This is a genomic window from Microbispora sp. NPDC046973, from assembly GCF_040644495.1.
Lineage (GTDB): Bacteria > Actinomycetota > Actinomycetes > Streptosporangiales > Streptosporangiaceae > Microbispora.
On the sequence record NZ_JBEYWQ010000004.1, the window covers coordinates 86277 to 112537 of the forward strand.

The following is a 26261-nucleotide window of genomic DNA, read 5'->3' on the forward strand; positions in this document are numbered from 1 at the left end:
CGGGGCCCGCTCCGTCTCGCGTCAGCCGAGGGCGGCCTGGGTGTTCTTCTGCAGGCGCTCCAGCAGCGCCTTCGGGTCGCTGGCGGTGAGCTTCTGGATGCCGGTGTCGAAGTCGGCCAGGACGCTGTCCATCTTCGGCGCGTTGACCGGGCCCTGGGCGTAGTCGGCGCCGTTCACGAACGGGCCGTCGGCGGGGAACTCCTTGGTGTAGGCGTCCTTCGCCGACTGCCGCGAGGGCATGACGCCGAAGGCCCTGGCGAAGGCCATCTGCTGGTCGACGGTGGTCATCGCCTCGACGAAGTCGATCGCCTGCTGCTTGTACCTGCTCTTCGCGGAGATGCCCCAGCAGTTGGTGAACGACAGCGTGCCCTTGCCCTTGGGCCCGGCCGGAAGCTCGTGCACGCTGTACTTCACGTCGGGGAAGTCGGCCTTCAGGGCGCCCTTGATCCAGTTGCCCTCGATCGTCATCGCGGCCTTGGCCTTGCCGAACGCCTCACCGCCCCAGCCCGCGTCGAGCTGGCTGGGGAACTGGGCGAGCTTGTCCTTGAGCAGCGACTGGACGTACTCGAGGGCCTTGAGGTTCTCCGGCGTGTCCGCCGTCGCCTGCTTGCCGTCGGGGCTGGTGATCCAGCCGCCCGCCTGCACCATGAACGCCCCGACCCGGTCGCGCGTGTCGCCGATCGCGAGCGGCGTGACGCCCTTGGCCTTGAGCTTCTCGCTCACCGCCGTGAGCTGGTCCCAGGTGGTGGGCACGTCGCCCTCGCCCAGCCCGGCCTTGGCCCACAGGTCGTCGTTGATCACCAGGGCGAGGGTGGAGAAGTCCTTCGGCGCGCAGTAGAACTTCCCGTCGTAGGTGAACGTGGTGCGCAGGCTCGGGTAGAAGTCCGAGGCCCCGGACAGCTTGTCGGCGTACGGCTCCAGCGCGCCCACGCTCGCGTAGTCGGCGAAGCGGGAGGCGTCCACGTAGAACACGTCGGGCGGGTTGTCGCCCGCGAACGCCTGGCCGAGCTGCTGGGCGAGGTCCTGCGCCGGGGTCACGGTCGCCGTCGAGCCCGACTTCTTCGCCCAGGCCGCGGCGGCGTCCTTCACCGCGGTGGTCTCCGCGTCGCCCGAGGAGCCGATGAGGATCTGCAGGTCGGCCGGGCCGCCGCTCTGCTGGGCGGGCGCGGCCGCCTTGTCGTCGTCGAAACCGCTGCCGCAGGCGGCCGAGGAAAGGAGAGCGGCGCAGGCGGCGCCGAGCACCGCCGTCCGTACGGTTCTGTTCTTCATGAGCATTCCCGATCTTCGTTGAGGGGGACGCGCCGGTTCACGCCGATTGGCGGACGACCAGCGAGGGTTCGAGCAGCACGTTCGCCGGCGGTTCGCCGGGGTCCGTCTCGCCGTCGAGAAGTGTGGTGAGCAGAGCCACGCAGTGCGCGGCCGCCTGCCCCAGCGGCTGGCTCAGGCTGGTCAGGCCGACGGCCTTCGCCACCGGCGTGTCGTCGAAGCCGATCACCGCGACCGGCCGTTCCGCCGTTCCGCCGCCGGGCCGCCAGGCGAGGCCGGGGGATCGGGCGGCGTGCAGCGCGCCGAGCGCGAGCGAGTCGCTGGCGCAGACGAGCGCGGTCACCCCGAGGTCCGACCGCAGCAGGTCGTGGGCGGCCTTCTCGCCGTCCGCGACGCCGTCGCTGGTGGCCCGGCTCAGGCCGGCGGGGTCCACGCCCGCCCCGGCGAGCGTGCGCGCCCAGCCCTCGCGGCGGTCGTCGCCGACCCCGGAGCCGGACGGCCAGCCGAGGAAGCCGATCACGCGATGGCCGGCGTCGAGCAGGTGGCGGGTGGCCGCGGCGGTGCCGGCCGCTCCGTCCACGTCCACCCACGCGTGGGACGCGGCCGCGGAATCCGCGCTCCAGGGGCGTCCGAAGGTGACGAACGGCACCTTGTGGTCCAGCAGCCAAGCCGTGCGCAGGTCGCCGTGGTGGGTGCTGGTCAGCACGAACGCGTCCGGCTCGTACGCGCCGAGCAGGTCCTCGAACGTGTCCACCTCGGCCTGGTCGTCGTCGGCCGTGTAGAGCAGCACCCGGTAGCCGGACCGCGCGGCCGACTCGGTCAGGCCGTGCAGGAAGCGGTCGAGCACCGAGCCGTTGATGCCGTCGCGGTCGGGCTCGATCCGGATGGCGATCAGCCGGGACCGGCCGGTGCGCATCTGGCGGGCGGCCTGGTTGACCCGGTAGCCCAGCTCCTCAACCGCCCGGAGCACCCGCTGCCTGGTCTCCTCGCGGACGACGCCGGGGCTGTTCAGGGCGTTCGAGACCGTCTGCCGTGACACGCCGGCGAGCCGGGCCACGTCGGCGATCGTCACCTTTTCGGTCATGGTCTGCCCTTCTGGGGGTTTGAACGTTCAAGGCGGAGTAAGGCATGATTAGATCGATCAAAATAAACTGAATGTTTCGCAATGTGCACCCCCCGCGACCGTATGTCAAGGTCAAAGCCGGGGCGATTCGATCCAGGAGGGCCCATCGGTGCTCGTCGGAGCCACGCCCGGTCCGGGCGGCGAGTTCGCCGCCGGCGCGGCGTACCGCCTGCAACCGCCACTGCACGAGCTGGTCAGCACCGTCATGGCGCCGACCGGGGCGCTGAGCGGCGCTGACGGCCAGATCCGCCCCTTCGGCGTCCAGGGGCTCTTCCACGCCGATCACCGGGCGCTGTCGCAGGCGACGCTGCTGGTGGACGGCCGCGAGCCCGAGGCCATCGGCCACGTCCACGAGGAGGCCGGGCGCACCCGGTTCGTCTCGCTCGCCCGCTGGCTCGGCGACCCTCACCCCGATCCCACCGTGCGGCTCGAACGCGTCCGCGAGGTCGGCGCACGCGGGATGAGCGAGCGCGTGGAGATCACCTCCACCGCCTCGGTGGCCGTGACCGCATCGGTCACCGTGGAGCTCGGCTGCGACTTCGCGCCGATCGAGGTGGTCAAGTCGGGCGGCGACACCGTGCCGGCCGAGCCCGACGGCCCGGAGCCCGACCACCCCGATCCGGGACCTATGGGTCTGTCGTGGCGGAGCGGTGCGATCCGGGTCACGGCCGCGGGCGAGGACGCCCGCGCGGAGACCGGCGGCGGCGGCCGGCTGCGCTGGGAGCTGAGCCTGCCCCCTGGCGGGTCGGCGACGCTGCGCTGGGAGGTCGTCGTGGACGACCCCGCCGCCGTCGTCGTCGCGCCGGCCAGGGCGCTGGAGTGGAGCAGACCCGAGGTCACCGCCGCCGACCGGCGGCTGACCCGGCTGCTGCACCAGTCGCTGGAAGACCTGCGGTCGCTGCGGCTGGCGGAGACCGGCGCTCCCGAGGACACCTTCCTCGGCGCGGGCGTGCCCTGGTTCCTCACGCTCTTCGGGCGTGACAGCCTGTGGGCCGCCCGGATGCTGCTGCCGCTCGGCACCGACCTCGCCGCCGGCACGCTGCGGGTGCTCGCGCGCCGGCAGGGCAGGCGGGTGGATCCGGCCTCGGGCGAGGCGCCGGGGAAGATCATGCACGAGCTGCGGCGGCACGAGTTCACCGTCGAGGGCAACGGCCTGCGGCTGCCCGCGGCCTACTACGGCACGATCGACGCCACCCCTCTGTGGATCAGCCTCCTGCACGACGCCTGGCGCTGGGGGATGCCCGAGCGCGAGGTGGCGGCGCTGCTGCCGGCCATGGAGGCCGCGCTCGGCTGGCTCGCCGACTTCGCCGACCCCGACGGCGACGGGTTCGTGGAGTACATCGACACCTCCGCCCGCGGCCTGGCCAACCAGGGCTGGAAGGACTCCGGCGACTCCATCCGGTTCCGCGACGGCAGCCAGGCCAAGCCGCCGATCGCGCTCGTCGAGGTGCAGGGGTACGCGTACGAGGCGGCCAGGAAGGCGGCGTCGCTGCTCGAGGCGTTCGGCCGTCCCGGCGCCGACCGGTGGAACGAGCACGCCGACGCGCTGTCCGAGCGCTTCCGCGCCCGGTTCTGGGTGGACGGCCCGCACGGGCGTTTCCCCGCGCTCGCGCTCGACACCGACAAGCGGCCGGTGGACGCGCTGACCAGCAACATCGGCCACCTGCTCGGCACCGGCCTGCTGTCGGAGGAGGAGTCGGCCCAGGTCGCGAGCTTGCTGGCCGCCCCGATGATGAGCGGCGGCTACGGGCTGCGCACGATGTCGTCGGGCGACGGCGGTTTCAGCCCGCTGTCCTACCACTGCGGCTCGATCTGGGCGCACGACACCGCCATCGTGCTCGCCGGGCTGGCCAGGGCCGGGTTCGCCCCGCAGGCGGCCGGGCTGGCCGAAGGGCTGCTCGCGGCGGGGGAGGCGTTCGGCTACCGGCTGCCCGAGCTGTACGCCGGGGACGGCGCGGGTCCGCGCCCCGGCCTCGGCAGGCCCATGCCCTACCCGGCGGCGTGCCGTCCCCAGGCGTGGTCGGCCGCCGCGGCGGTGACGATCGCGCACGCCGCGCTGGGCCTGTATCCCGACGTGCCGGCGGGGCGGGTGCTGCTGCGGCCCATGGCCGGGGCGCCGCTCGGGGCGCTGTCGGCCCGGGGGCTGCGGGTGGCGGGCGCGGAGGTGAGCGTCGCGGTGGACGCGGCGGGCCGCGCCACCGTCACCGGCCTGCCGCCGGGCCTCGACCTCGACGTGCTGTGACGAGCTCGGTCGATCCGAACGGCCTGGATCTCCTGCTTTCGCCCTGCTGATAGGGGCGAAAGCAGGGGTTCATGTTGACATCGTTGTTCTGTGAAGAGAGCATTGCTCTCGAAGCGGAGCGATGAAACGGCTCCGTTCGTCGTGTTCCGACGATGGGAGCCGCCATGACCTCCGTCCTGCCTGCCCGTGCCCGGCTGACCGGCCTGTCCTTTCTCGGGGCCGGGATCTTGTTCGTCCTGTATCCCGTGGTCCGGCCGTACTCCGACGAGACCTCGCTGTCCGGGGCCGCCGCGATGGCGTCACCGGCCTGGGTGGCGGCGCACCTGTTCGCGGTGGCCGGGTTCGTCCTGCTCGCGCTGGGAGTGCTCGGGCTGCACCTGCTGCTGGACCCGGTGCTGGACCGTCCGCTCGCTCTGCGTGCCGCCGTGGTGACGTGGATCGGCGCCGGGCTGACCCTGCCGTATTACGGTGCGGAGGTCTTCGGGCTGAACGTCATCGCCGCGAGGGCGGTGCGGGACGGCGACGCGTCACTGCTGGCGCTGGCCGACGAGTTCCGGTACGGCCCGGTGGCGGGCGCGATGTTCCTGGGCGGGCTCGCGCTGCTCGGGGCCGGCACGGTGCTGGCCGCGATCGCCGCCGCGCGGTCGGGGATGCTCCCCCGGTGGAGCGCCGCTCCGCTCGCCGCGGGGTTCCTGCTCTTCATCCCCCAGTTCTTCGGCACTCCCGCGATCCGCGTCGCCCATGGCGTGCTGATCGCACTCGGCGCGGTGTGGCTGACCGTGGCGCTGTGGCGGCTGGGACGGCACTCCTTCTCGCCCGCAGCATGATCGAATGGGTGTTCTAATATGATGGAGGTCATGACGGCTTTTCAGGCTTCGCTGCTGGACTGGGACGAAGACGTCCACGTCGGCCCGCTCGGTTCGTCGGTGCGGCGCACTCCCCTGGAGCGCGGCGCCTGGATCGACGTACGGCCGCACTGGATCGAGGGGGCCGACGCGCTCTTCGAACGCCTGCTGGAGGCGGTGCCCTGGCACGCCGAGCGCAGGCACATGTACGACCGGGTCGTGGACGTGCCGCGCCTGCTGAAGTTCTACGAGGAGGACGAGGAGCTTCCCGATCCTGTGCTGGCCCAGGCGAGGGACGCGCTCAACGCCCACTACGAGGAGGAGCTCGGCGAGCCGTTCCGCACGGCCGGGATGTGCCTCTACCGCGACGGCAGGGACAGCGTCGCCTGGCACGGCGACACCATCGGGCGGGGGAGCACGCAGGACACCATGGTCGCGATCGTGTCGGTCGGCACCCCGCGCCCGCTGCTGCTGCGCCCCCGCGGCGGGGGAGGCCCGAGGGTGCGGCACGAGCTGGGCCACGGCGACCTCATCGTCATGGGCGGGAGCTGCCAGCGCACCTGGGAGCACGCGATCCCGAAGTCGGCCAAGGTGGTCGGAGCCCGCATCAGCGTCCAGTTCCGCCCGAGAGGCGTTCGCTGAGCTCTCCAGCCTCGAGCGCGCACCGGGCCGAGGGCGGTGGGCGAGCCGTTGACATGTGCGGTTTGCTGGTAGTCCTTGAGTAAGGCCGCGGCAAGGACCGGCCCAGTCGCGCAAGAAAGGCCACGGATGATCCCGCACCCCTACGTCCCCGCCCCCGCTCGATACGACGACATGCGGTACCGGCGCAGCGGAAGGAGTGGCGTGCTGCTTCCCGAGATCTCCCTCGGGCTGTGGCACAACTTCGGCGACGGGCACCCGCACGACGTGCAGCGCGCCGTCCTGCGCCGGGCCTTCGACCTCGGCATCACCCACTTCGACCTGGCCAACAACTACGGCCCGCCGTACGGCTCGGCGGAGGAGAACTTCGGCCGCCACCTGCGCGCCGACTTCCGGCCCTACCGCGACGAGTTGTTCATCTCGACGAAGGCGGGTTACGACATGTGGCCCGGGCCGTACGGCGAGTGGGGGTCGCGCAAGTATCTGCTGGCGAGCCTCGACCGGTCGCTGAGCCGGATGGGGCTCGACTACGTCGACGTCTTCTACTCCCACCGGCCCGACCCGGACACCCCGATCGAGGAGACGATGGGCGCCCTCGACACGGCGGTGCGCTCGGGCAAGGCACTCTATGTGGGCATCTCGAACTACTCCGCCGAGCAGACCGAGCGGGCCGCCGCCGTGCTGCGCGAGCTGGGCACGCCGCTCCTGATCCACCAGCCGCGCTACTCCATGCTCGACCGCTGGGTGGAGGACGGCCTGCTGGACACGCTGGAGCGGGCCGGAGCGGGGTGCATCGCCTACTCGCCGCTGGCGCAGGGCCTGCTCACCGGGCGCTATCTCGACGGCGAGGTGCCGGTCGACTCGCGGATGGCGATCGGCCACTTCCTGAAGCGCGACCGGCTCACCCCCGAGCTGCTGGAGACCCTGCGCGGCCTCGACAAGATCGCCCAGGAGCGCGGCCAGTCCCTCGCCCAGCTCGCGCTGGCGTGGATCCTGCGCGACCGGAGGGTCACGTCCGTGCTGATAGGGGCGAGCTCGGTCGGGCAGCTCGAACAGAACGTCGCCGCCCTGGAGGCGCCGGCGCTCACCGCCGAGGAGCTGTCCGCGATCGACAGCCTGCTGTAGCCGCGCGCACGCGGTTCCGGGGCCGGCACGCACGCGCCGCGCCCCGGCCGTCCGCGTCAGGAGAACGCGTCTATAAGCTCGCGCGGCGTTGCGGGCGGCCGGTCAGTCGGCCTCGGCGCTGCCGTTCACGCGGAGCTTGCGGCGGGCCCGCTCGTAGAAGGTCGTCGTCCCGAGCCGCACCACGCGGGCGGCGGCGCGCAGCGCGGTCACCGTCAGCCGGTCGCCGGGACACAGGTGGCCGCCGATCGTGCCGTCGACCTCCAGCGCGAGCTGCCCGCTGCTCGGGAGCACGTCGAGCGTCACCTCCTCGTCGGCCGACAGGACCAGCGCCCGGTTGAACGCCGAGTGGGCGGCGGCCGGGACGACGAGGAAGCCCTCGACGGTGGGGGAGACGATCGGGCCGCCCGCAGAGAAGCTGTACGCGGTGGACCCGGTGGAGGTGGAGACGATCACGGCGTCGGCGGCGTACCGGACGAACGGTTCGCCGTAGACCGAGACGGACACGGCCGCGAGCCCGTCGCCAGGGATGCGGACGAGGGCGATGTCGTTGAACGCGGTCACCATCCGGCCGTCGTGGCTGGTCGCCCGGACCGCCATGCGCGGCTCGACCGTGTATCTGTGCTCGTCGATCGCGGACAGCGCGAACGCCAGCTCGTCCACGTCGATCTCGGCGAGGAAGCCGAGCCGTCCCAGGTTGACCCCGAGGACGGGGGTCGGGCGCCCGGCGATCAGGCGCATCGTGCGCAGCATCGTGCCGTCGCCGCCGAGGCTGACGAGGAGGTCGGACCGCCTGACCAGGGTCGGGGCGTCCACCGCGATGGCGCTGCAGTCGATGCGCCCGACCTCGTCGGGCAGCCCGAGCACCGTGCAGTCCCGCTTGCGCGCCCACTCGACGATCGTGTCGATCGCCTCTTTGGAATCGCGTTGCGGGTGCAGGACGAGACCCACGGTGCTGACCATGCCCATGCCCACACTGTACGGCCCGGCCGCACGGGCGGCCCTATCGAACGGGCTCCGGGGCCGCCTGGTCCACCGGCAGGTAGACCCGGAACCGGGTGTCCCCGGGACGCGTGTCCACTCTGATGTCCCCGTGGTGCTTGTTGACCACGATCCGATAGGAGATGTCCAGGCCCAGGCCGGTGCCCTCGCCGACGGGCTTGGTGGTGAAGAACGGCTCGAAGATGCGGGGCCGGACCTCGGGCGGGATGCCGGGGCCGGTGTCGCCGACCTCGACGATCAGGTGGCCGTCCTTGCGCCGGGTGCGCAAGGTCAGCGTGCCCGTGCCGTCCATCGCGCCGAGCGCGTTGTCGATGAGGTTGGTCCACACCTGGTTCAGCTCGGCCGCGTACGCGGGGATGAGCGGCAGCGACCGGTCGTACTCCTTGACCGTGCGGACGCCCTCGGGGATCTTGCCGTGCAGCATGGTCAGCGTGGCGTCGAGCAGGTCGTGCACATCGACGACCTGGTAGGGGGCGCGGTCGAGCTGGGAGTACTGCTTGGCGGCGGCGACCAGGCCGGAGATCCGGTTGACCGCGTCGTCGATCTCGCACATCAGCAGCTCGGTGTCCACCGTGTAGGTGAGCCACCGGACCGCGGCCTCCAGGTTCTCCTCGCCCACCGCTCCGGCGATCTGGTCGAGCCAGGCCGCGTCGAGGCCGCCGGCCACCAGCGTCGCCGCCAGGTCCCAGCCGCCGACGATGTCGTGGTCGTCCAGCCAGTCGGCGACCGCGTCCTCGGCGTCGGAGCGCGCGAGCGGCGTGAGGTCGGGGGCGGAGGCCGACCGCTTGACCGCGTCCTCCTGGAGCTCCACCAGGTCGTGCAGCTGGCTGCCGTCCAGCCGCCCGTCGGCGATCATGGCGAGCTTGTGCCGCATGCCCGCCACCCGCTCGCGCAGCGCCGACGTCGCCCGTACGGCCGCGGCCGCCGGGTTGTTCAGCTCGTGCGTCAGGCCGGCCGACAGCGAGCCGAGCGCGAGCAGCCGTTCCCGTTCGCCGACGATCGTCTGCGTGGCGCGCATGCCGAGGAACAGCCCCTCGAGCAGGTGCATCGCCATCGGGAACCACTCGCGTACGCAGGCCCCGATCACCTCGGCGGGCAGTACGAAGAACTCGGCGTCGGTGATCGCGGTCAGCGTGTTCAGGTAGAGCTGGGCGAAGTCTCCCGTGATGTACGCCTGGGTGGAACCGCCGTACACGCCGCGCTGGCCGGTGCGGCTCACCTCGACCTCGTCGCCCTGCACCCGCCTGCTCATCGCGACGGTGCCGCTCAGCAGCACGAAGAAGCAGGTGGCGGGCTCGCCCTCCTGGTAGACGCGGGTCCCGGCGAGCCGCCGCTCCACCCGGCCCGCCTCCGACAACCGGGCGAGCTGCGCGTCGTCCAGCGCCTCGAACAGGAACAGCGTGCGCAACTCGTCAGGCGACAGCGTCGGCTCGCTCGGGTGGTCGGTCATGGAGCCTCCAGATAACGGTGGACGAGCGAGACCGCCATGGCGCCCTCGCCCACGGCCGAGGCGACGCGCTTGACCGATCCGGCCCGCACGTCGCCCGCCGCGAAGACGCCGGGCATGCTCGACTCCAGGTGATAGGGGTCCCTGGACAGTGCCCACCCGGCCGGTCGGCGGCCGTCCGCGAGCAGGTCGGAACCGGTCAGCACGTAGCCGCCCGCGTCGCGGGCGACCACGTCGCCCAGCCAGTCGGTGCGCGGTTCCGCCCCGATGAAGACGAACAGCCACGACGCCGGCACGGTGGTCGTCCGGCCGGTCCGCCCGTCGCACAGGATCAGCCGCTCCAGGTGGTCGTACCCCTCGCCGCCGACCACCTGCGTGCGCGGATGGACCTCGATCGACGGAATGGCCTCGATCTGATCGATCAAATACCGCGACATCGACCGGGTGAGGTCCTCACCTCGGATGAGGATGTGCACCTTGCGGGCGTATCGGGAGAAGTACACCGCCGCCTGGCCGGCCGAGTTCGCCCCGCCGACGATGTAGACCTCTTCCCCGGCGCAGCTCGGGGCCTCGGTGGCGGCGGCGCCGTAGAACACGCCCCGGCCGGTCAGGTCGGCCAGGCCGGGCGCGTCCAGGAGCCGATAGGACACGCCGGTCGCCAGCACGACCGTGTGCGCCGTCACGGCGCTGCCGTCGCCGAAGCTCAGCAGGGTGGCCGAACCGCTCCGTTCGAGGCCGACGACCTCCCGGGTGGTCAGCAGTTCGGTGTTGAACTTCAGCGCCTGCCTGCGGGCGCGGTCGGTGAGCTGGGCGCCGGAGACACCGTCGGGGAAACCCAGGTAGTTCTCGATCCGGCTGCTCTGCCCGGCCTGGCCGCCGGTGGCCCGCTGCTCCACGAGCAGGGTGCGCAGCCCCTCGGACGCGCCGTACACCGCGGCGCCGAGGCCGGCCGGGCCCGCGCCGATCACGGCGAGGTCGTAGACGTCCCGAGCCGGTGTGGTGGCCATGCCGACGTGCGCGGCGAGATCGGCCTCCGAGGGCCGCGCCAGGGCCTTGCCGTCCGTGGTGATCACCACCGGCACGTCCGCCTCGCTCATCCCGGCGGCGGCCAGCAGGCGCATGCCCTCGGCCTCGTCGGCCCGCAGCCAGCGGTACGGCACGAGGTTGCGGGCGAGGAAGTCGCGCACCGTGAACGAGTGCGCCGACCAGCGGTGACCCACGACCTTGGTCTCCGGCATGGTCACGGCGGGGGTGGCGAGCCATGCCTCCAGCAGCGCGTCCAGCACCGGGTAGAGCTTCTCCTCCGGCGGGTTCCACGGCTTGAGCAGGTAGTGGTCGAGATCGACGATATTGATCGCGCTGATGGCCGCGTCGGTGTCCGCGTAGGCGGTCAGCAGCACCCTGCGCGCCAGCGGGAAGACGTCCATGGCCGCCTCGAGGAACTCGATGCCGTTCATCTGGGGCATCCGGTAGTCGGCCAGGATGACGGCGACCTGCTCGCCGCGCAGCTTGATCTCGCGCAGCGCGTCGAGCGCGCTGGGTCCGGACTCGGCCCGGATCACCCGGTAGCGGTCGCCGTATCGGCGGCGTACGTCACGAGCCACAGCCCGGGAGACGGAAGGGTCGTCATCGACGGTGAGGATCGCGGCATTCTGCACATCTCACACGGTACTGGCGGAACTTCGCTGAACGGCACCCCCGGGACATAGGTCCCACGGTAGGGGGACGTTCGCCGGTCGCCCCGCCGTCGTTCCTGGCGAAGGCTGGGGGAGACGAAGGAGGGCGCCATGCCGATGACCGTCCGCGACGTCATGAACAGGTTCGTCGTCGCCGTCGAGGCGACGGCCTCGTTCGCCGACGTGGTCACCGCGATGTGCCGGTTCCACGTCGGGGCCGTCCCGGTCGTGGACGGCGACCGGCGCGTGATCGGGATGGTGAGCGACGACGACCTGCTGCTCAAGGACCTCGACAGGCGGCCCGGCGACCTGATCATCGAGGGGCCGTCCCGCCGCAGGGAGCGCAGGAAGGCGAGGGGCCGCACGGCCGCCCAGATCATGAGCAGCCCCGCGATCACGGTCACCGAGGACGTCCCGCTGCGGCGGGCCGCCTGTCTGATGCACCGCAACAGGATCAAGGAGCTGCCGGTCGTGGACGGGCAGACCGGCCGCATCACCGGGCTGGTCAAACAGTCCGACCTGATCAGAGCGTTCTGCCGGCCTGCAGAGGAACTCCGCGACGACGTCATCGAGGTGGTGTCGCGCTACTCCCGGGACTGCGCCGTACGGGTCGAGGACGGGATCGTCCACCTCGACGGCGGCGTGGAGCGGCGTTCCCAGCTCTGCGCCCTGGTAGAGGAGGTCTGGCAGGTGGACGGCGTGGTGGACGTCGACTCCTCCATCACGTACGAGACCGACGACGTGGACCGGGTCGTCCCCGCGGGCGCGCCCCGGCGGGCCGGCCCGGCGGAAGGCGGGAAGGATCGATGAGCGTCGAGACCATGACCGCGTCCGAGGTGATGACCCGGACGCTCGTCACGGTGGAGCCGGAGGAGTCACCGCTGATGGCCTGGGAGCTCATGTGGCGGGCCGGCGTCCACCATCTCCCGGTCGTGGACGCCTGCTGCCGGCTCGTCGGCGTGCTCGGGCGGGAGGACGTCGCCGCGCACTGGTCGGGCGGCCCCGCCGAGCAGTCCATGACGGCGGTGCGCACGCTCGTGCAGGGGCGGCGCTGTCCGCGGGTCGCCCCGGACGCGCCGCTGTCCGAGGTCGCCGCGCTGATGGTCGACGCCGACCGCGGCGCGGTCCCCGTGCTCGGGCCGGACGACGTCCTGCGGGGCCTGGTCACCACCACCGACGTGCTGATGGCGCTGGCCGGCAGGACGGCGCGTCCGGCCGGCGACCCCACAGACGTGAAGGGCGGCCTGTTCCGCCTGGAGCCGGTGCCGCCCGTCACCTGTCCATGAGCAGGACGGCGGCCCCCTCGACGCGGTCGGCGGCCAGGTCGGCCAGGGCCTGGTCGGCGGCGGCGAAGGGGTAGGGGGTCGTCGTGACCCGCGGGTGGTGGAGGGCCGCCAGCCGCAGGAACTCGCGCCCGTCGTCGCGGGTGTTGGCCGTGACGCTGCGCAGCGTCCGCTCCTGGAACAGGTGGCGCTGGTAGTTCAGGACCGGGATGTCGGTGAGGTGGATCCCCGCCACCGCGAGCGTGCCGCCCCGGTCGAGCGCGGCCAGCGCGACCGGCACCAGGTCGCCGGCCGGGGCGAACAGGATGGCCGCGTCCAGGGGTTCGGGCGGCGGGTCGGCGCTGCCCGCAGCGGAGGCCGCGCCCAGCCGGAGCGCCAGCTCCCCGGCCGCCGCCGACCTCGTCATCACGTGCACGGTCGCGCCCTCGGCGATCGCGATCTGGGCGGTCAGATGGGCCGAGGCGCCGAACCCGTAGATGCCGAGCCGCCCGCCCGGAGGCAGGTCGGCGCGGACCAGCGCGCGGTATCCGATGATCCCCGCGCACAGCAGCGGGGCGAGCGTCTCCGCCGGGGTGTCCTCGGGCAGCGGGTAGACGTACGCCGCGGGGGCGGTCAGCAGTTCCGCGTAGCCGCCGTCGTCGTCCCAGCCCGTGTAGGTGGACGCGGGGCACAGGTTCTCCGCGCCGCGCAGGCAGTAGCGGCACCGGCCGCAGGTCGAGCGCAGCCACGCCACCCCCACGCGGGCGCCGACCGGCGGCCCCGCAGTGTCCGGGCCGAGCCCCGCCACCCGTCCCACGACCTCGTGCCCGGGAACCGTACGGGGGCGTCTCGGGGGGAGATCGCCCTCGGCGAGGTGCAGGTCGGTGCGGCAGACCGCGCAGGCCTCGACGCGGACCAGCAGCTCTCCGGGCCCGGGCACGGGGTCCGGCAGCACGGCCCGCTCCAGCGGCCGCGTCGCGACGGGCCCCGGCCGGGCCACGACCCAGGCGTCCATCACGCGTGCTGGATGCGGCGGCCGCTGACCTCGTTGGGCGAGATCCGGATGTAGAGCGGACGGTCGCCGCCCGCCCACGACTCCACGGCGTTCTTGTTCACGTCGCCGGTGATGTGGTGGGCCCCGCCGCGGACGAGCACGCTCCAGCCCTCCCGGGTGCTCTCGTCGATGTGGTCCACCTCGAAGGCCACCATGAAGTCGGCCCCCTCGATCCCCGTGCGCAGGTCGGCGTCCATCGGGCCGCCGAGAGCGGTGCGGAACAAGACGGCGCCCTGCTCGATCGTGTAGTTGACCGGCAGGATCACGGGCCCGGTCGGGTTGTTGAAGGCGACCCTGCCCACGCCGCCCGGAGAGATCAGGCGCAGGCACTCTTCGCGGTCGAGCTTGTCCAGCCGCGGCATGCCGGCGGGAGCGGTGTCTTCAGTCATCTGGACCTCCACAATGATCTCAACGGGCGCCGGCGACCAGCCTGCCGTCCGCGTCCCTCCGGCGGCACCGACGTCCGTCATTCGACGGAGGGACGAAGGGCCCGGGAAGCCTTGGCCGCCGCTTGCCGTAATCCATCCTTTAACCGCATGCCCCGGATGGGCACCACGGTCACATGGAAGTGCTGAGCAGCCGCATACTCCTGCGATCGGCCGACCGGACCGCGAGCCGCCGCTTCTACCGGGACCTCCTGGGCCTGGCCGTCAACCGGGAGTTCGGGCCGGCCGAGGACCCCGGGGTGGTGTTCTTCCTGGGGCAGGGGCTCCTCGAGGTCTCCCCGCGCGCCTCCGGCGCCGAACAGGAGGGCGCGGCGATCTGGTTGCAGGTGCGCGACGTCCAAAGGGAGCACGACCGGCTGGTGGAGGCCGGGGTACGGGTGTCCCGCCCGCCCCGGCTGGAGCCGTGGGGGCTGGTGGAGATGTGGATCGAGGACCCCGACGGCCTGCCGATCGTGCTGGTCGAGATCCCCGAGGGCCATCCGCTCCGGCGCGACCACCGCTCCTTCACACCGCGCCCCGCCTGAGCCCGTCTCCGGCCGCGGCGCAAGCGGCTGCGGTGCTGTTGAATTGAAGAATTCTTCATATCGCGAATATGCTGGCTCCGCCGACGGAGGAGAGGACCACATGCACGAGTTCACGGCGGAGCTGCGCGCCAGGCTCGCCGAGGCGCGCGAGGAACTGCGGCGGGCACGGGAGAGCGGCGACGAGCACGGCGTCCAGATCGCCTCGGGCCGTCTCGACAACCTGAACCGCCTGGCCGCCGACCACGGGATCAGCCCGGAGGCGGCGGGAGAGGCGGAGTGAGCCCGATGCCCGTCCCGCTCTACCAGGCCAAGGCGGACTTCTTCCGCACCCTGGGTCATCCGGTGCGCATCCGCGTGCTCGAACTCCTGCGGGACGGCCCCCGCCCGGTCCGCGAGTTACTCAACGAGATCGAGGTGGAGCCGTCGAACCTGTCCCAGCAGCTCGCCGTGCTGCGGCGTACCGGCCTGGTCGGCGCGGTCAGGGAGGGCGGCACGGTGGTCTACTCGCTGGCCACTCCCGACGTGGTGGACCTGCTCGCGGCGGCCCGGCGGATCCTCACTGACATGATCACCGGTCAGGGAGAGCTGCTCGCCGAGCTCCGGGCGGAGGCGGCCGAGTGACCGGCACGGCCAGGCGGCTGTACGGCCGGGTCGCGGGGCTGCTGCCCTCGCCCGCCGACTGGCGACCGGCCCGCCGCAGTCCGGGCCGCGACCTGATCGCCGGGCTCACGGTCGCCGTGGTGGCCCTGCCGCTCGCGCTGGCGTTCGGGGTCGGCTCCGGGCTGGGCGCGCAGGCCGGCCTGGCGACCGCCGTCGTCGCGGGCGCGATCGCCGCCGTCTTCGGCGGCAGCAACCTCCAGGTGTCGGGGCCCACGGGGGCCATGACCGTGGTCCTCGTGCCGATCGTGCACAGCCACGGCCCGGGCGGGGTGCTCGCGGTCGGCCTGCTCGCCGGGATCGTGCTCGTCGTCCTCGCGCTGGCCCGGGTCGGCAGGTTCGCCCGCTACATGCCGACCCCCGTCATCGAGGGCTTCACGGCGGGCATCGCCGTCGTCATCGCGCTCCAGCAGGTGCCCGCGGCGCTCGGCGTGACCGGCGAGGGGGAGCGGGTGTGGCAGGCGGCCGGCGACGCGCTGGCGAAGTTCGCACGCGACCCCCGTCCGGCGCCGATCGCGATGGCGCTCGCGGTCGCCGGGGTCATGCTGCTGGGGTCGCGGTGGCGGCCCGCCGTGCCGTTCTCCTTCCTCACGGTCGTGGCCGCAACGGTCGTGGCCGAACTCGCCGGGCTGGACGTCGCCCGCATCGGAACCCTGCCGGCCGGGCTGCCCGCGCCGTCGACGGGCTTCCTCGATCCGGGCGCCGTCACCTCGCTGCTCCCCGCGGCCCTCGCCGTGGCCGCCCTCGGGGCGCTGGAGAGCCTGCTGTGCGCCTCGGTCGCCGACGCCATGAGCGTGGGGGAGCGGCACGACCCCGACCGCGAGCTGTTCGGGCAGGGCCTGGCGAACGTCGTCTCCCCGCTCTTCGGCGGCATCCCCGCCACCGCCGCGATCGCCCGTACGGCGGTCAACGTCCGCTCGGGCGCCCGCTCGCGCCTGGCCGCGCTCACCCACGCCGTCGTGCTCGCCGTCATCGTGTTCAGCGCGGGCGGCCTCGTCGGGCGCATCCCGCTGGCCGCGCTGGCCGGGGTGCTGCTGGCCACGACGGTCCGCATGGTCGAGGTCGGGTCGCTGCGCGCCATCGCCCGCTCCACCCGGGGCGACGCCGCGGTGATGGTCCTCACCTTCGCCATCACCGTCGTCTTCGACCTCGTCACCGCCGTCGCGGTCGGTGTCGGCGTCGCGATCGTGCTCGCCCTGCGGGCCGTCGCGCGCAGCGCGCAGATCGAGCAGGTCCCGCTGGAGACCGGCGACCACGGCGACGAGGAACGGCGCCTGCTGGCCGAGCACATCGTGGCCTACCGGTTCGACGGCCCGCTGTTCTTCGGCGCCGCCCACCGCTTCCTGCTGGAGCTGTCGGAGGTCGCCGACGTGCGGGTGGTCATCTTGCGCATGTCGCGCGTGTCCACGATCGACGCCACGGGCGCGGGCGTCCTCGGCGACGTGATCACGCGGCTCGAAGGAAAGGGGATCACCGTGCTGCTGTCGGGCATCCGGCCGGGCCACGACGAGGTCCTCGGCGGGCTCGGGGTGGCCGCCCACCTGCGCCGCGACGGGCTCGTCTTCCCGGACACGCCGGCCGCGATCGCCCACGCCAGGACGCTGCTCGGACTCCCGCCCGTACCGCCGCCGACCCCGGTCCTCGCGACAGGCCACCCGGACGTTTCCGCGCCGACGGTGTGATCGGCGGGAGACTCCCCGTAGGCTTCCCAGTGGAAGAACAATAGCCTTAATTTCCTACCAGCTTTGTGGGAGACTGGGGTGATGAGCGCCTGGCCCCGCGAGACACCTGCCACCGCCGCCGTCGCGGCCGCGCGCTGGGTGCGGTCGGCGGCGGTCGACGACGACCTCGGACGGCGATGGCGGGCCAACCCCGATCCCCGGGGGCGGTCGGCCGGGGCCGGCGACGTCTCGTCCCTCTACGCCGGTGCGGCCGGCGTCGTGCTGTTCTTCCTCGAACTCGCCGCCGCCACCGGGCACGAGGCGTACCTGGAGGACGCGCTCGCGGGAGCCCGCAGGCTCGCCGTCACCTGGCCCGAGCAGCGCGACCCGACCTTCTACCACGGGCTCGCCGGTCTGGTCTTCGCGATGGCGGAGACGGGGTGGGCGACGGGGGACGAGGAGATCTTCGGGGCGGCCCGCGCCGCCGCCGACCGCCTCGTCCGCGACGCCCGCCCGTTCGGCGACGGCATCGGCTGGACCGGTGACCCGGCGCAGCGCGGTGACGGGGGGATCGTGCTCGCGCTGCTGCACGCGGCCGGCATCCTCGGCGTCCCGGCGTACGAGGAGGTGGCGATCGAGGCGGGGGAGCGCATCGCCGGACGCGCCGTCCCCGGGCACCGCTTCGGCGACGACACCGCCCCCGACCTGCCTGTGGACGCCGTCACCCCGGGTTTCCTGTCCGGCACGGCGGGCACGGCGTTCCTGCTCGCCCGCCTGTACGGCGTGACCCGCGACGAGCGGTTCCTGGCGGCGGCCCGCAGGGGCGCCGACTTCGTCCGCACGGTCAGCGTGGTCACCGACAGATGCGCGCTCGTGCCGCATCATCTCCCGCAGGGGCGCCGGCTCCACTACCTCGGCTTCTGCTCGGGGTCCGCCGGGGTGGCCCGCATGTTCCACGAGCTGCATCGGGTCACCGGCGACCCGGGCGATCTCGACTGGGTGGAACGGCTCGCGCACGGGATCGTGCAGAGCGGGGTGCCCGCGTCCCGTCCCTCGGGTCACTGGGACGTGGCCTGCCTGTGCTGCGGCACGGCCGGGCTGATCGAGTGCTTCGTGGGCCTGTACGCGGCCACGGGGCGCGAGCCGTACCTCGACTTCGCACGCACGCTTGCGATCGACCTGATCGGGCGCGCGACCGCGGGCGACGAGGCCGGCTTCCGCTGGTACCAGGCATATCGGCGGCTGCGGCCCGGAGAGGTCACGGCCGACACGGGATACATGGTGGGAGCGGCGGGCATCGGGACGGCCCTGCTGCACTTGGACGCCGCCGAGCGCGGTGGCACGCCGCGCCGGTTGATCCTCCTGCCGGACAACCCGTTCCCGGCCATCCCGATCCCCGCCGCCGTCCTTCGCGGCGAGCAGGCGTAGCCGCGCGCTCGTAGGTGCCGGACGAGTTGGAGCGGACTACTCCGTACGGCGTAGCGCGCCCGCCCACTGCGTCCGGCGCGGTAGTCGGGAGACTCCTCCCCGGGGCGACGACAGTGAGGATTCGCCGCGGCAAGATCGCCACCGATCGACCCTTTTCGGGAAGGACGGAGCGACGATGTTGTTTGTCGAGCTGTTGGTGCCCAAAGGCGTGTTCGACGGGTGGGAGCTCCGAGTGCTCGCCGGGCGGCTCACGGCGCGGCGTCTGCTGTCGGCCGGGGACGGCACGACGCCCGCCGCGGACCCCGGTGTCATGGATCTGTTCGACTCGCTCTCCCACGTGGTGGTCCGTGAGGAGGAGGTCTGGATCGCGGGCGGGAACCTGCTCGACGGCTCGCAGGACCCCTGGTACGTGGTGAACGTCATCGTCGGACTGTGGGGCAAGGAGATGAGCGAACACCTCATCTCCCGGATCACCGCCGAACTCGCGGAGGCGGAGGGGCGCCCCGAGCCGCGTGCCGTGGTGAACGTCATCAGTCTTCCGGAGGGCGGCTACGGCCTGGCGGGGCGGGTGCGGCGTTCCTCGGACTTCCTCGCCCTGATCGAGGAGGCCAAGACCGGAACGGCCGCGCACGTGCCGGACGGCATGGTCGTCGACCCGGTCTGCGGCGCCACCGTGCCGCTGGAAGAGGCGGTGATCCTGGAGCGCGACGGGCAGACCCACGGCTTCTGCTGCACCCATTGCCGCGGGCACTTCGTCAGAGAGTCGAGCGCTGCCGGGGCGCCCTGACGGCGGCCGGCGGCCGACGCCCGGAGGCGGCGCGCCGGGCCGGATCCCGGCTGAAAATTTCACCTGTTCGCGGCACGTATGCCCAGCTCGGTGGAGGGCCGCGGGCGGCGCCTTTGACTGAACCGGTCTAGTTCACGACGCTTCGCTCCGGTCTTCTATGGAAGGACGGAGCATGCGACGGAGAGGCGCGATCCTCACCGCACTGGGGCTGATCGCCGCGGGCGGACTCGCTCTGGGCAACACGCCGTCGGCCCAGGCCGCCGTGGCGTGCAAGGTCACCTACACGGCCGGCCAGTGGCAGGGCGGCATGTCCGCCAACCTGAGCATCCAGAACCTGGGCGACGCCCTCAACGGCTGGACGCTCACGTTCACGTTCCCCGACAGCGGTCAGAAGGTCACCCAGGGGTGGTCGGCCACCTGGAGCCAGTCGGGCAGCACCGTGACCGCGACCGCCCTGGACTGGAACACGTCCCTGTCCACCGGCGGCTCGACGAGCATCGGCTTCAACGGGACCTGGTCGGGGAGCAACCCGGTGCCGACCGACTTCAGACTGAACGGCGTCGCCTGCAACGGCACTCCGCAGTCGCCGTCGCCGTCGCCGTCGCCGTCCCCGTCGGCCTCGCCCTCGTCCTCTCCCTCTCCCCGTCCGTCGCCGAGTCCCTCGCCGAGCCCGTCGCCGAGCCCGTCGCCCTCGATGTCGCCCAGCCCCTCCACTGGGGCGGCGCCGAAGCTGAAGGTGTCGGGCAACAAGATCGTGAACGCCGCGACCGGCACGCCGTACCGGCTGCTGGGGGTCAACCGGTCCGGCGGCGAGTTCATGTGCGTCCAGGGCCGCGGCATCTGGGACGGCCCGGTCGACAACGCGGCCATCGACGCGATGAAGACGTGGAACGTCCGGGCGGTCCGCGTCCCGCTGAACGAGGAGTGCTGGCTCGGCCTGAGCAACATCCAGTCCTCCTACGGCGGCGCCGCCTACCAGAACGAGGTCAAGGCGTACGTCGACCGGCTGGTCGCCAAGGGCATCACGCCGATCGTCGAGATGCACTGGAACTACGGTCAGTACACCGGCAACTCCTCGGGCTGCTCCGACGTGCACGCCTCCTGCCAGAAGCCGATGCCGGACGCGCAGTACGCCCCGCAGTTCTGGACGGGGGTGGCGAACGCGTTCAAGGGCCGCGACGAGGTCGTGTTCGACCTGTTCAACGAGCCCTATCCGGAGCGCGCGACCGGCAGCGCCGCCTCCGGGTGGGCCTGCTGGCGCGACGGCGGCACCTGCTCCGGCATCCCTTACCAGGTAGCGGGCTTCCAGTCGTTGGTGAACGCGGTGCGGGCCACCGGCGCGACCAACATCATCATGCTCGGCGGCCTGGCCTACTCCAACGACCTGTCGCAGTGGCTGCAGTACAAGCCCACGGACTCGCGCGGCAACCTGGTCGCCGCGTGGCACGTGTACAACTTCAACTCCTGCGTCAGCACCTCGTGCTGGGACGGCCAGCTCGCGCCGGTGGCCGCCCAGGTCCCGCTGGTGGCCGGGGAGATCGGTGAGAACACCTGCTCGCACGGGTTCATCGACCAGGTCATGAACTGGTTCGACACCAAGGGCCTGTCCTACCTCGGCTGGACCTGGAACACCTGGGACTGCTCCACCGGCCCGTCCCTGATCAGCGACTACAACGGCACCGCGACCGCCTTCGGGGCCGGGCTCCGGGCTCGCCTGCTGTCGTCCTGATCCCGATACGTGGCGTGCCCTCCTTCCCTCCAGCCCCCCGGGAAGGGGGGCGCGTCACATCTGACTTTGCCACTTCATGGGAGGTTCGTCCAGAAAGTAAAACTTTCGCCCGAGATGTCGAGATTTGGGGTCTTCTTGGCTTAGTGTCCGGTTACCCAACCGTGACCAGTCAGGAGATCCCCCATTTCCAGCTACGCGGACCCCCACGCCCTCCGGGAGCAGATGAGCCCGGCGAAGGGCGAGACGCACCAGACGACCGCCGTGCCCGCGCACCGGCAGGACGCCCCCGCCCGCCCCGCCCCGGCGGGCCCCCAGCACACCCCCACCGACGGCGCCAACGCGGCCACCGCGCCCGCCATTCCCGAGGTCGGCTGCCCGACCGCCGAAGGGCAGACCGTCCTGTACACCGGCAAGACGACCGCGTCGTACTTCTGGGACGACGGGTCGGGCGTCAACGGCGACACCGGCGCCCCCGCGTCGGGCGAGCCGATGCAGAAGGGCCTGGCCGCCAGCCCGAGCTGGCCGATGGGCACCAAGGGCTACGTGGTCTACGAGGGGAAGAAGGCCGAGTTCTTCGTCGGCGACCGCGGCCCCGGCGTTCCCTCCAGCAGCGGGGTCATGCTCGACCTCGACGGCAAGACGTTCGCCGACCTGACCGGCGGCACCTGGGACACCGACTCGCTCACCGTCGAGGACGCGGGCGGGCTCGGCCACATCCCCGTGAAGTACGTGATCACCCAGTGGGGCAAGGGCCTCGGCAAGACGGGCGCGCCCAAGCCGTTCTCCACCGGCGCCTACGGGGTCAAGGACCACCCGAAGCCGCCGCCGCCCTGCCCGACCGCGGCTCCCACGCCCTCCGCCTCTCCCGCCGCGCCGCAGGACTCCGCTCCCGCGTCCACTCCCGGGGCCAAGGAGAGCCCGGCCCCCGTGGCCCCGTCTGTGACCTCCCCGTCCGCGGCGCCCGCCGCGCCGGACACGCAGGCCGGGGCGGCCGCGGCGGAGATGCTCCCGCTTCCCCGAGTGACAGACGCGAACGCCCCCGCGGACGCGGCCGGGAAGACCACGCAGAAGACCGCTCCGAAGACCGCAGAGGCGACCACCGCCAAGGCCGCCACGCAGACCGTGAAGGGGGCGAGGGCCGGCGAGGTGACGGTCTCCCCGGCCTTCACTCCCGCGTCGGCCGTGGACGGGCAGCTGGAAGAGGCGGCCGTTCCCGCCTTCTCGGTCGCGATCGTGGTGTGCGCGCTCGTCGCCGTGGGCGCCAAGGCCGCGCTGAGCCGTTCCGCCCACACCACCCCGCACGATCCGGGCCGTCACCGCAAGTGACAGCTGTGCGGCGGCCCGCGGTTCTCTACCGTTTGCGGCGCTTGAGCGCTCCGGCCACGCGCTTGAGCACGCGGTCCCACTCCGAGCCGAACGGGTTGTCCTGCACCAGGTAGGTCCAGGTGGCCGTGGGCCGCTTGAGGCCCTGCTCCGCGAGGTCCCGGGTGACGTCGGCCTTCTCGAAGGTCTCCTTGGAACGCCGCTCGACCTCGTCGAGCATCGCCCGGTAGGCCGGAACGGCCTCGCGGTTGAACTCGTCGAGCGGGTTCAGCCGTCCGAGGGCCCGCAGGTGGATGCCCTCGCGGAGGTCGGCGAGGAAGCCGAGGTGCTCGGTCCAGCAGCGGTCGAGGTGGTACAGCACGATCTGCCGCGCGGCCTCCTCGACGGCCTCCTCGCCCGCCGTCTCGCACAGCTCGCGGTAGCGCTCGGGGCAGGACTGTTCCAGGGCCCGCGCCCCGGTGTCGCCGTGCAGGACGCGGTCGCGCTGCTCCAGCACCTCGGCCCGCTGGCGCTCCTGCAGCCGCGTGTAGCGCCAGGTGTTGCGGTGGATCTCCAGGTTGACGCCCTCCGCCACGCGCTGGGCGTGCGCCACCAGCTCGGCGGCGTTCGCGTCCCGCACGACGCCGTCGCGGCCGGCCGCGGGCAGCGACTGGTCCGGCGCGTACGCGGTGAGGATCGTGTCCTCGCCGCTGACGAAGAACACCGAGCCGCCGGGGTCGCCCTGCCGTCCGGCGCGGCCCCGCAGCTGGTCGTCCAGCCTGCTGCTCTCGTGCCTGCCGGTGCCGATGACGTAGAGCCCGCCGAGCGCGGCGACCTCCTGCTCCTCGTCCGGGTCGCCCGCGCCGAGCCGGATGTCGGTGCCGCGCCCGGCCATCTGCGTGGAGACCGTGATCGCGCCGCGCCGGCCCGCCTTCGCGATGATCTGCGCCTCCTCGGCGTCGTTCTTCGCGTTGAGCACGGCCGCGCTCAGCCCCCTGGACTCCAGGGCGCCGGCCAGGCGCTCGGACTCGGCGACGTCGAGCGTGCCGACGAGGATCGGCTGTCCGGTCGCGTGCCGGGTCTCGATCTCCTCCAGCAGCGCCCGCTCCTTGTCCTCCAGCGTCGCGAAGATCCGGTCGGGCTCGTCCACCCGTACGCACGGCCTGTTGGGCGGGATGACCGCGACCCTGAGGTCGTAGAACTCCCGCAGCTGCTCGGCCACGGCGATCGCGGTGCCGGTCATGCCGCACACCCGCGGATAGCGGCGGATGAGGCTCTGCACGGTGAGCGAGTCGAGGATCTCGCCCGTCTCCGACGCCGGCAGGTGCTCCTTGGCCTCCACGGCCGCCTGCAGCCCGTCCGGCCAGCGCTGCAGCACGGCGACCCGGCCGCGCGAGGTGTTGATCAGATGGACCCGGCCGTCCCTGACGATGTAGTCGACGTCCCTGGTCAGCAGCGCGTGGGCGTGCAGGGCGAGGTTGACCTGCGTCACCACGCCGGGGTGCTCGTAGAGGTCGATCCCGAGGGCCTTCTCGACCGTGTCGGTGCCCTTGGGGGTGAGGAAGACGCTGCGCCCCTCCTCGTCGATCGTGTAGTGGTAGCCGCGCGACAGCCGCCGCACGAGGGCCGCCATCTCGGGCAGCGCCGTGCCGGGGTCGGCCGCGCCGGCCAGCACCAGCGGCACGCGGGCCTCGTCCACCAGGACCGAGTCGGCCTCGTCCACCAGCGCCACCTCGGGGGCGGGCACGACCATTTCGGCCGGATCCGTGCACAGGCGGTCGCGCAGCACGTCGAACCCCAGCTCGCTGACGGCTCCGTACGTGACGTCGCAGCCGTACGCCGCCCGGCGCTCCTCGGAGGTGGAGGTCTCGGCGATCCACCCGGCCGTGAGGCCGAGCGTCTCGTACAGCGGGCCCATCCACTCGGCGTCGCGGCGGGCGAGGTAGTCGTTGACCGAGACCGCGTGGACCCGGACGCCGCGCAACGCGAACCCGGCCGCCGTCAGCGCGCCGACGAGCGTCTTGCCCTCGCCGGTGGCCATCTGCACGACGTGGCCGTCCAGCATGGCGAGCATGCCCACGAGCTGCACGTCGTACGGCCGCTGGCCGAGCGCCCGGCGGGCGGCCTCCCGCATCACCGCGCAGAAGTCGGCGGAGCCGACCCAGCCGGGATCGACGGCCGCGGGGCGCAGATCGGCGCGCCGGGTGACCTCGCCCTCCAGCTCGCCCGCCTCGGCCACGATCCGCTGGAAGGGGGCCAGATCGACGCTTCCTGGTTTGTCCAGGAACCGCCTGATCCATTCGCCTACCCGTGCCACATCCGCTCCAACGACTCGCTTGCCGGACTGGTTCCACATGCCCGGTTCATGGTCCCACTATCGGTGCCGATTTCCGCGGCCCGGCTACCTGACACTCCCTGACAGGTATACGCGACAGGATGGGCGCCATGACAACGACCGCGAAGCTCGTCGCCGTGACCATCGACTGCGCCGAGCCGAAGAAGCTCGCCGAGTTCTACTCCCAGATCACCGGTTTCCCCGTGCAGTACGCCGAGGAGGAGTACGCGGGGATCGGCGACGGCACGACGAGCATCTACTTCCAGCGCGTGCCCGACCGGAAGGCCCCCTCCTGGCCCGGCCCCGACAAGCAGTTCCACCTCGACTTCCGGGTGCCCGACGTGGCCAAGGCGGTGGAGGAGTACATCGCGCTCGGCGCGACCAAGCCCGCGTTCCAGCCGGGCGACTGGGTGGTGCTCGCCGACCCGGAGGGCCACCTTTTCTGTGTGTGTCCGGAGAGATCCTGAAGCAGGCGCGGTGCTCCTGAAGCGGGCCCAGTGGTCCTGAAGTGGGCACAGTGTGGCTGACTCTCCTGACGATGCAAGAAGCGTGATTACATCGCGTGATCGGATCTAGTCTCTCCGTGATCGATTCCGGCGGGCAGGGGGCCCGCCCGATGCGACGCGGAGGCACTCATGACGACTCGATCGGCGACCCGTCCCGGCCTGGTTCTCCTCGGAGCGGGACTCGCCTGCGCGGCAGGCCTGCTGCCGGCCGGACTGGGCACGGCCTCGGCGAATGCACAGTCGAGCGCACAGTCGCAGACGCGGGGGACCGGGCAGGCCGCCGTCGCTCCGCCCCGGATCGGCGTGCTCAAGGTCGGCGGCGACGCCCTGGTGAAGGAGGGCGGGCTGTCGGCGAGCTGGGTGCTGGAACACGACGGGGTCATCCAGATCGCGCTCGCGGGTGACCGCATCGGCGTCCTCACCGGGGACGGCAGGGCCTGGGTCAAGGAGGGGGGCCTGTCCGCCAACTGGGTCCTGGAGCACGACGGCGGCGTCAAGCAGCTCGCTCTGTCGGGTGACCGCATCGGGGTGCTGACGGCCGACGGCAGGGCCTGGGTCAAGGAGGGGGGCCTGTCGGCCACCTGGGTCCTGGAGCACGACGGCAGGGTCAAGCAGCTCGCTTTGTCCGGTGACCGCATCGGGGTGCTGACGGCCGACGGCAGGGCCTGGGTCAAGGAGGGGGGCCTGTCCGCCAACTGGGTGCTGGAACACGACAGCGCCAAGCAGCTCGCGCTGGCCGGCGACCGCATCGGCGTGGTCCGGGCGGACGGCGTCGCGCTGGTCAAGGAGGGCGGGCTGTCGGCCACCTGGGTGACCGAGAACACGGCCGTGAAGCAGCTCGTCCTGGCCGGCGACCGCATCGGGGTCGTCCGGGGCGGAGGGGCGGCGTTCGTGAAGGAGGGGGGTCTGTCGGCGTCCTGGGTGACCGAGAACCTGAACGTCCTCGAACTCGCCCTCGCCGGCAAGCGGATCGGCGTGCTCAAGGTCACCGGCGAGGCTCTGGTGAAGGAGGGCGGCCTGTCCGCCACCTGGGTGACCGAGAACACCGGGGTCATCGACATCGCCCTGTCCAGCGGCGTCGACTGAGCCGCACACCGCTCGTTCCCGGGATCCGTGCCGCGCGCGGATCCCGGGATCTGCCCGTAAGGCCCCACTTGTGTCGCGGGCTCCCGTGGCGCGTGCCGAGTCCCACTAAGCTTGCGTGGTGA

24 protein-coding genes are annotated in these 26261 nt (G+C 72.4%); 16 read left to right on the plus strand and 8 right to left on the minus strand.

Annotated features, from left to right (window positions below):
* Positions 1–21: 21 nt before the first annotated feature.
* Entirely contained in the window at positions 22–1269 is a 1248-nt protein-coding gene (locus tag ABZ860_RS10380) for an extracellular solute-binding protein (protein WP_357217868.1), read from the minus strand.
* A 37-nt stretch (positions 1270–1306) separates the two neighbouring features.
* Complete coding sequence (locus ABZ860_RS10385) at positions 1307–2350, minus strand: LacI family DNA-binding transcriptional regulator (RefSeq protein WP_357217871.1); 1044 nt, start codon at positions 2348–2350, stop codon at positions 1307–1309.
* Between the two features lie 148 nt (positions 2351–2498).
* Here ABZ860_RS10385 and ABZ860_RS10390 point away from each other — a divergent pair, with 148 nt between their 5' ends.
* The 4 genes from ABZ860_RS10390 (at position 2499) to mgrA (ending at position 7240) form a co-directional block, all read left to right on the plus strand.
* Complete coding sequence (locus ABZ860_RS10390) at positions 2499–4631, plus strand: glycogen debranching N-terminal domain-containing protein (protein WP_357217874.1); 2133 nt, start codon at positions 2499–2501, stop codon at positions 4629–4631.
* A gap of 164 nt (positions 4632–4795) precedes the next feature.
* Positions 4796–5458, plus strand: coding sequence for a hypothetical protein (locus tag ABZ860_RS10395; protein WP_357217877.1), 663 nt, complete (start codon positions 4796–4798; stop codon positions 5456–5458).
* 30 nt (positions 5459–5488) lie between these two features.
* On the plus strand, positions 5489–6118 hold the full coding sequence (locus ABZ860_RS10400) for an alpha-ketoglutarate-dependent dioxygenase AlkB (protein WP_357217880.1): 630 nt from the start codon (positions 5489–5491) through the stop codon (positions 6116–6118).
* A 126-nt stretch (positions 6119–6244) separates the two neighbouring features.
* Positions 6245–7240 carry an L-glyceraldehyde 3-phosphate reductase gene (gene mgrA, locus ABZ860_RS10405; protein ID WP_357217883.1) on the plus strand — a complete coding sequence of 332 codons (996 nt, stop codon included), beginning with the start codon at positions 6245–6247 and terminating at the stop codon, positions 7238–7240.
* A gap of 102 nt (positions 7241–7342) precedes the next feature.
* On the opposite strand, the gene ABZ860_RS10410 is transcribed toward mgrA, so the two are convergent.
* Genes ABZ860_RS10410 through ABZ860_RS10420 form a run of 3 tightly spaced genes read right to left on the minus strand, consistent with a single transcriptional unit; the run spans position 7343 to position 11344 of the window.
* Positions 7343–8206 carry an NAD(+)/NADH kinase gene (locus ABZ860_RS10410; RefSeq protein WP_357217885.1) on the minus strand — a complete coding sequence of 288 codons (864 nt, stop codon included), beginning with the start codon at positions 8204–8206 and terminating at the stop codon, positions 7343–7345.
* A gap of 34 nt (positions 8207–8240) precedes the next feature.
* Positions 8241–9689 carry an ATP-binding protein gene (locus ABZ860_RS10415; protein WP_357217888.1) on the minus strand — a complete coding sequence of 483 codons (1449 nt, stop codon included), beginning with the start codon at positions 9687–9689 and terminating at the stop codon, positions 8241–8243.
* On the minus strand, positions 9686–11344 hold the full coding sequence (locus ABZ860_RS10420; protein ID WP_357217891.1) for an FAD-dependent oxidoreductase: 1659 nt from the start codon (positions 11342–11344) through the stop codon (positions 9686–9688). The genes ABZ860_RS10415 and ABZ860_RS10420 overlap by 4 nt, the downstream gene beginning before the upstream one ends.
* Before the next feature lie 129 nt (positions 11345–11473).
* Here ABZ860_RS10420 and ABZ860_RS10425 point away from each other — a divergent pair, with 129 nt between their 5' ends.
* Entirely contained in the window at positions 11474–12172 is a 699-nt protein-coding gene (locus ABZ860_RS10425) for a CBS domain-containing protein (RefSeq protein WP_357217894.1), read from the plus strand.
* Positions 12169–12648: a CBS domain-containing protein gene (locus tag ABZ860_RS10430; protein WP_357217897.1), complete on the plus strand. Its 480-nt coding sequence runs from the start codon at positions 12169–12171 to the stop codon at positions 12646–12648. Before ABZ860_RS10425 ends, ABZ860_RS10430 begins: the two co-directional genes overlap by 4 nt.
* Here ABZ860_RS10430 and ABZ860_RS10435 read toward each other — a convergent pair.
* Together ABZ860_RS10435 and ABZ860_RS10440 are read right to left on the minus strand one after the other, a co-directional pair.
* Positions 12635–13639 carry a zinc-binding alcohol dehydrogenase family protein gene (locus tag ABZ860_RS10435; protein WP_357218771.1) on the minus strand — a complete coding sequence of 335 codons (1005 nt, stop codon included), beginning with the start codon at positions 13637–13639 and terminating at the stop codon, positions 12635–12637. The genes ABZ860_RS10430 and ABZ860_RS10435 overlap by 14 nt on opposite strands.
* Complete coding sequence (locus tag ABZ860_RS10440) at positions 13639–14067, minus strand: pyridoxamine 5'-phosphate oxidase family protein (protein WP_183540268.1); 429 nt, start codon at positions 14065–14067, stop codon at positions 13639–13641. Before ABZ860_RS10440 ends, ABZ860_RS10435 begins: the two co-directional genes overlap by 1 nt.
* Before the next feature lie 173 nt (positions 14068–14240).
* Here ABZ860_RS10440 and ABZ860_RS10445 point away from each other — a divergent pair, with 173 nt between their 5' ends.
* The 8 genes from ABZ860_RS10445 (at position 14241) to ABZ860_RS10480 (ending at position 22236) form a co-directional block, all read left to right on the plus strand.
* Positions 14241–14648 carry a VOC family protein gene (locus ABZ860_RS10445; protein ID WP_357217899.1) on the plus strand — a complete coding sequence of 136 codons (408 nt, stop codon included), beginning with the start codon at positions 14241–14243 and terminating at the stop codon, positions 14646–14648.
* Between the two features lie 100 nt (positions 14649–14748).
* Positions 14749–14928 (plus strand): hypothetical protein, encoded by a 180-nt coding sequence (locus tag ABZ860_RS10450; RefSeq protein WP_357217901.1) that lies wholly within the window; start codon positions 14749–14751, stop codon positions 14926–14928.
* Positions 14929–14933: 5 nt separating this feature from the next.
* Positions 14934–15269, plus strand: coding sequence for a metalloregulator ArsR/SmtB family transcription factor (locus tag ABZ860_RS10455; protein ID WP_357218774.1), 336 nt, complete (start codon positions 14934–14936; stop codon positions 15267–15269).
* The gene (locus ABZ860_RS10460; RefSeq protein WP_357217904.1) at positions 15266–16987 is read left to right on the plus strand and encodes a SulP family inorganic anion transporter; all 1722 of its coding nucleotides are present in this window, start codon (positions 15266–15268) and stop codon (positions 16985–16987) included. The genes ABZ860_RS10455 and ABZ860_RS10460 overlap by 4 nt, the downstream gene beginning before the upstream one ends.
* A gap of 81 nt (positions 16988–17068) precedes the next feature.
* Positions 17069–18394, plus strand: coding sequence for a lanthionine synthetase LanC family protein (locus ABZ860_RS10465; protein WP_357217907.1), 1326 nt, complete (start codon positions 17069–17071; stop codon positions 18392–18394).
* Positions 18395–18569: 175 nt separating this feature from the next.
* Entirely contained in the window at positions 18570–19181 is a 612-nt protein-coding gene (locus tag ABZ860_RS10470) for a YHS domain protein (protein ID WP_357217910.1), read from the plus strand.
* Between the two features lie 172 nt (positions 19182–19353).
* Positions 19354–20910: a cellulase family glycosylhydrolase gene (locus ABZ860_RS10475; RefSeq protein ID WP_357217913.1), complete on the plus strand. Its 1557-nt coding sequence runs from the start codon at positions 19354–19356 to the stop codon at positions 20908–20910.
* A gap of 222 nt (positions 20911–21132) precedes the next feature.
* Positions 21133–22236, plus strand: a complete 1104-nt coding sequence (locus ABZ860_RS10480) for a hypothetical protein (RefSeq protein WP_357217916.1) — start codon at positions 21133–21135, stop codon at positions 22234–22236.
* 25 nt (positions 22237–22261) lie between these two features.
* On the opposite strand, the gene secA2 is transcribed toward ABZ860_RS10480, so the two are convergent.
* Positions 22262–24529: an accessory Sec system translocase SecA2 gene (gene secA2 / locus ABZ860_RS10485; protein ID WP_357217919.1), complete on the minus strand. Its 2268-nt coding sequence runs from the start codon at positions 24527–24529 to the stop codon at positions 22262–22264.
* Between the two features lie 128 nt (positions 24530–24657).
* Between secA2 and ABZ860_RS10490 the strand changes: the two genes are divergently transcribed.
* Together ABZ860_RS10490 and ABZ860_RS10495 are read left to right on the plus strand one after the other, a co-directional pair.
* A complete protein-coding gene (locus ABZ860_RS10490) occupies positions 24658–25014 on the plus strand; it encodes a VOC family protein (RefSeq protein WP_357217922.1) in 357 nt (118 codons plus the stop codon).
* Between the two features lie 168 nt (positions 25015–25182).
* Positions 25183–26139, plus strand: a complete 957-nt coding sequence (locus ABZ860_RS10495; RefSeq protein WP_357217925.1) for a hypothetical protein — start codon at positions 25183–25185, stop codon at positions 26137–26139.
* Positions 26140–26261 lie beyond the last annotated feature (122 nt).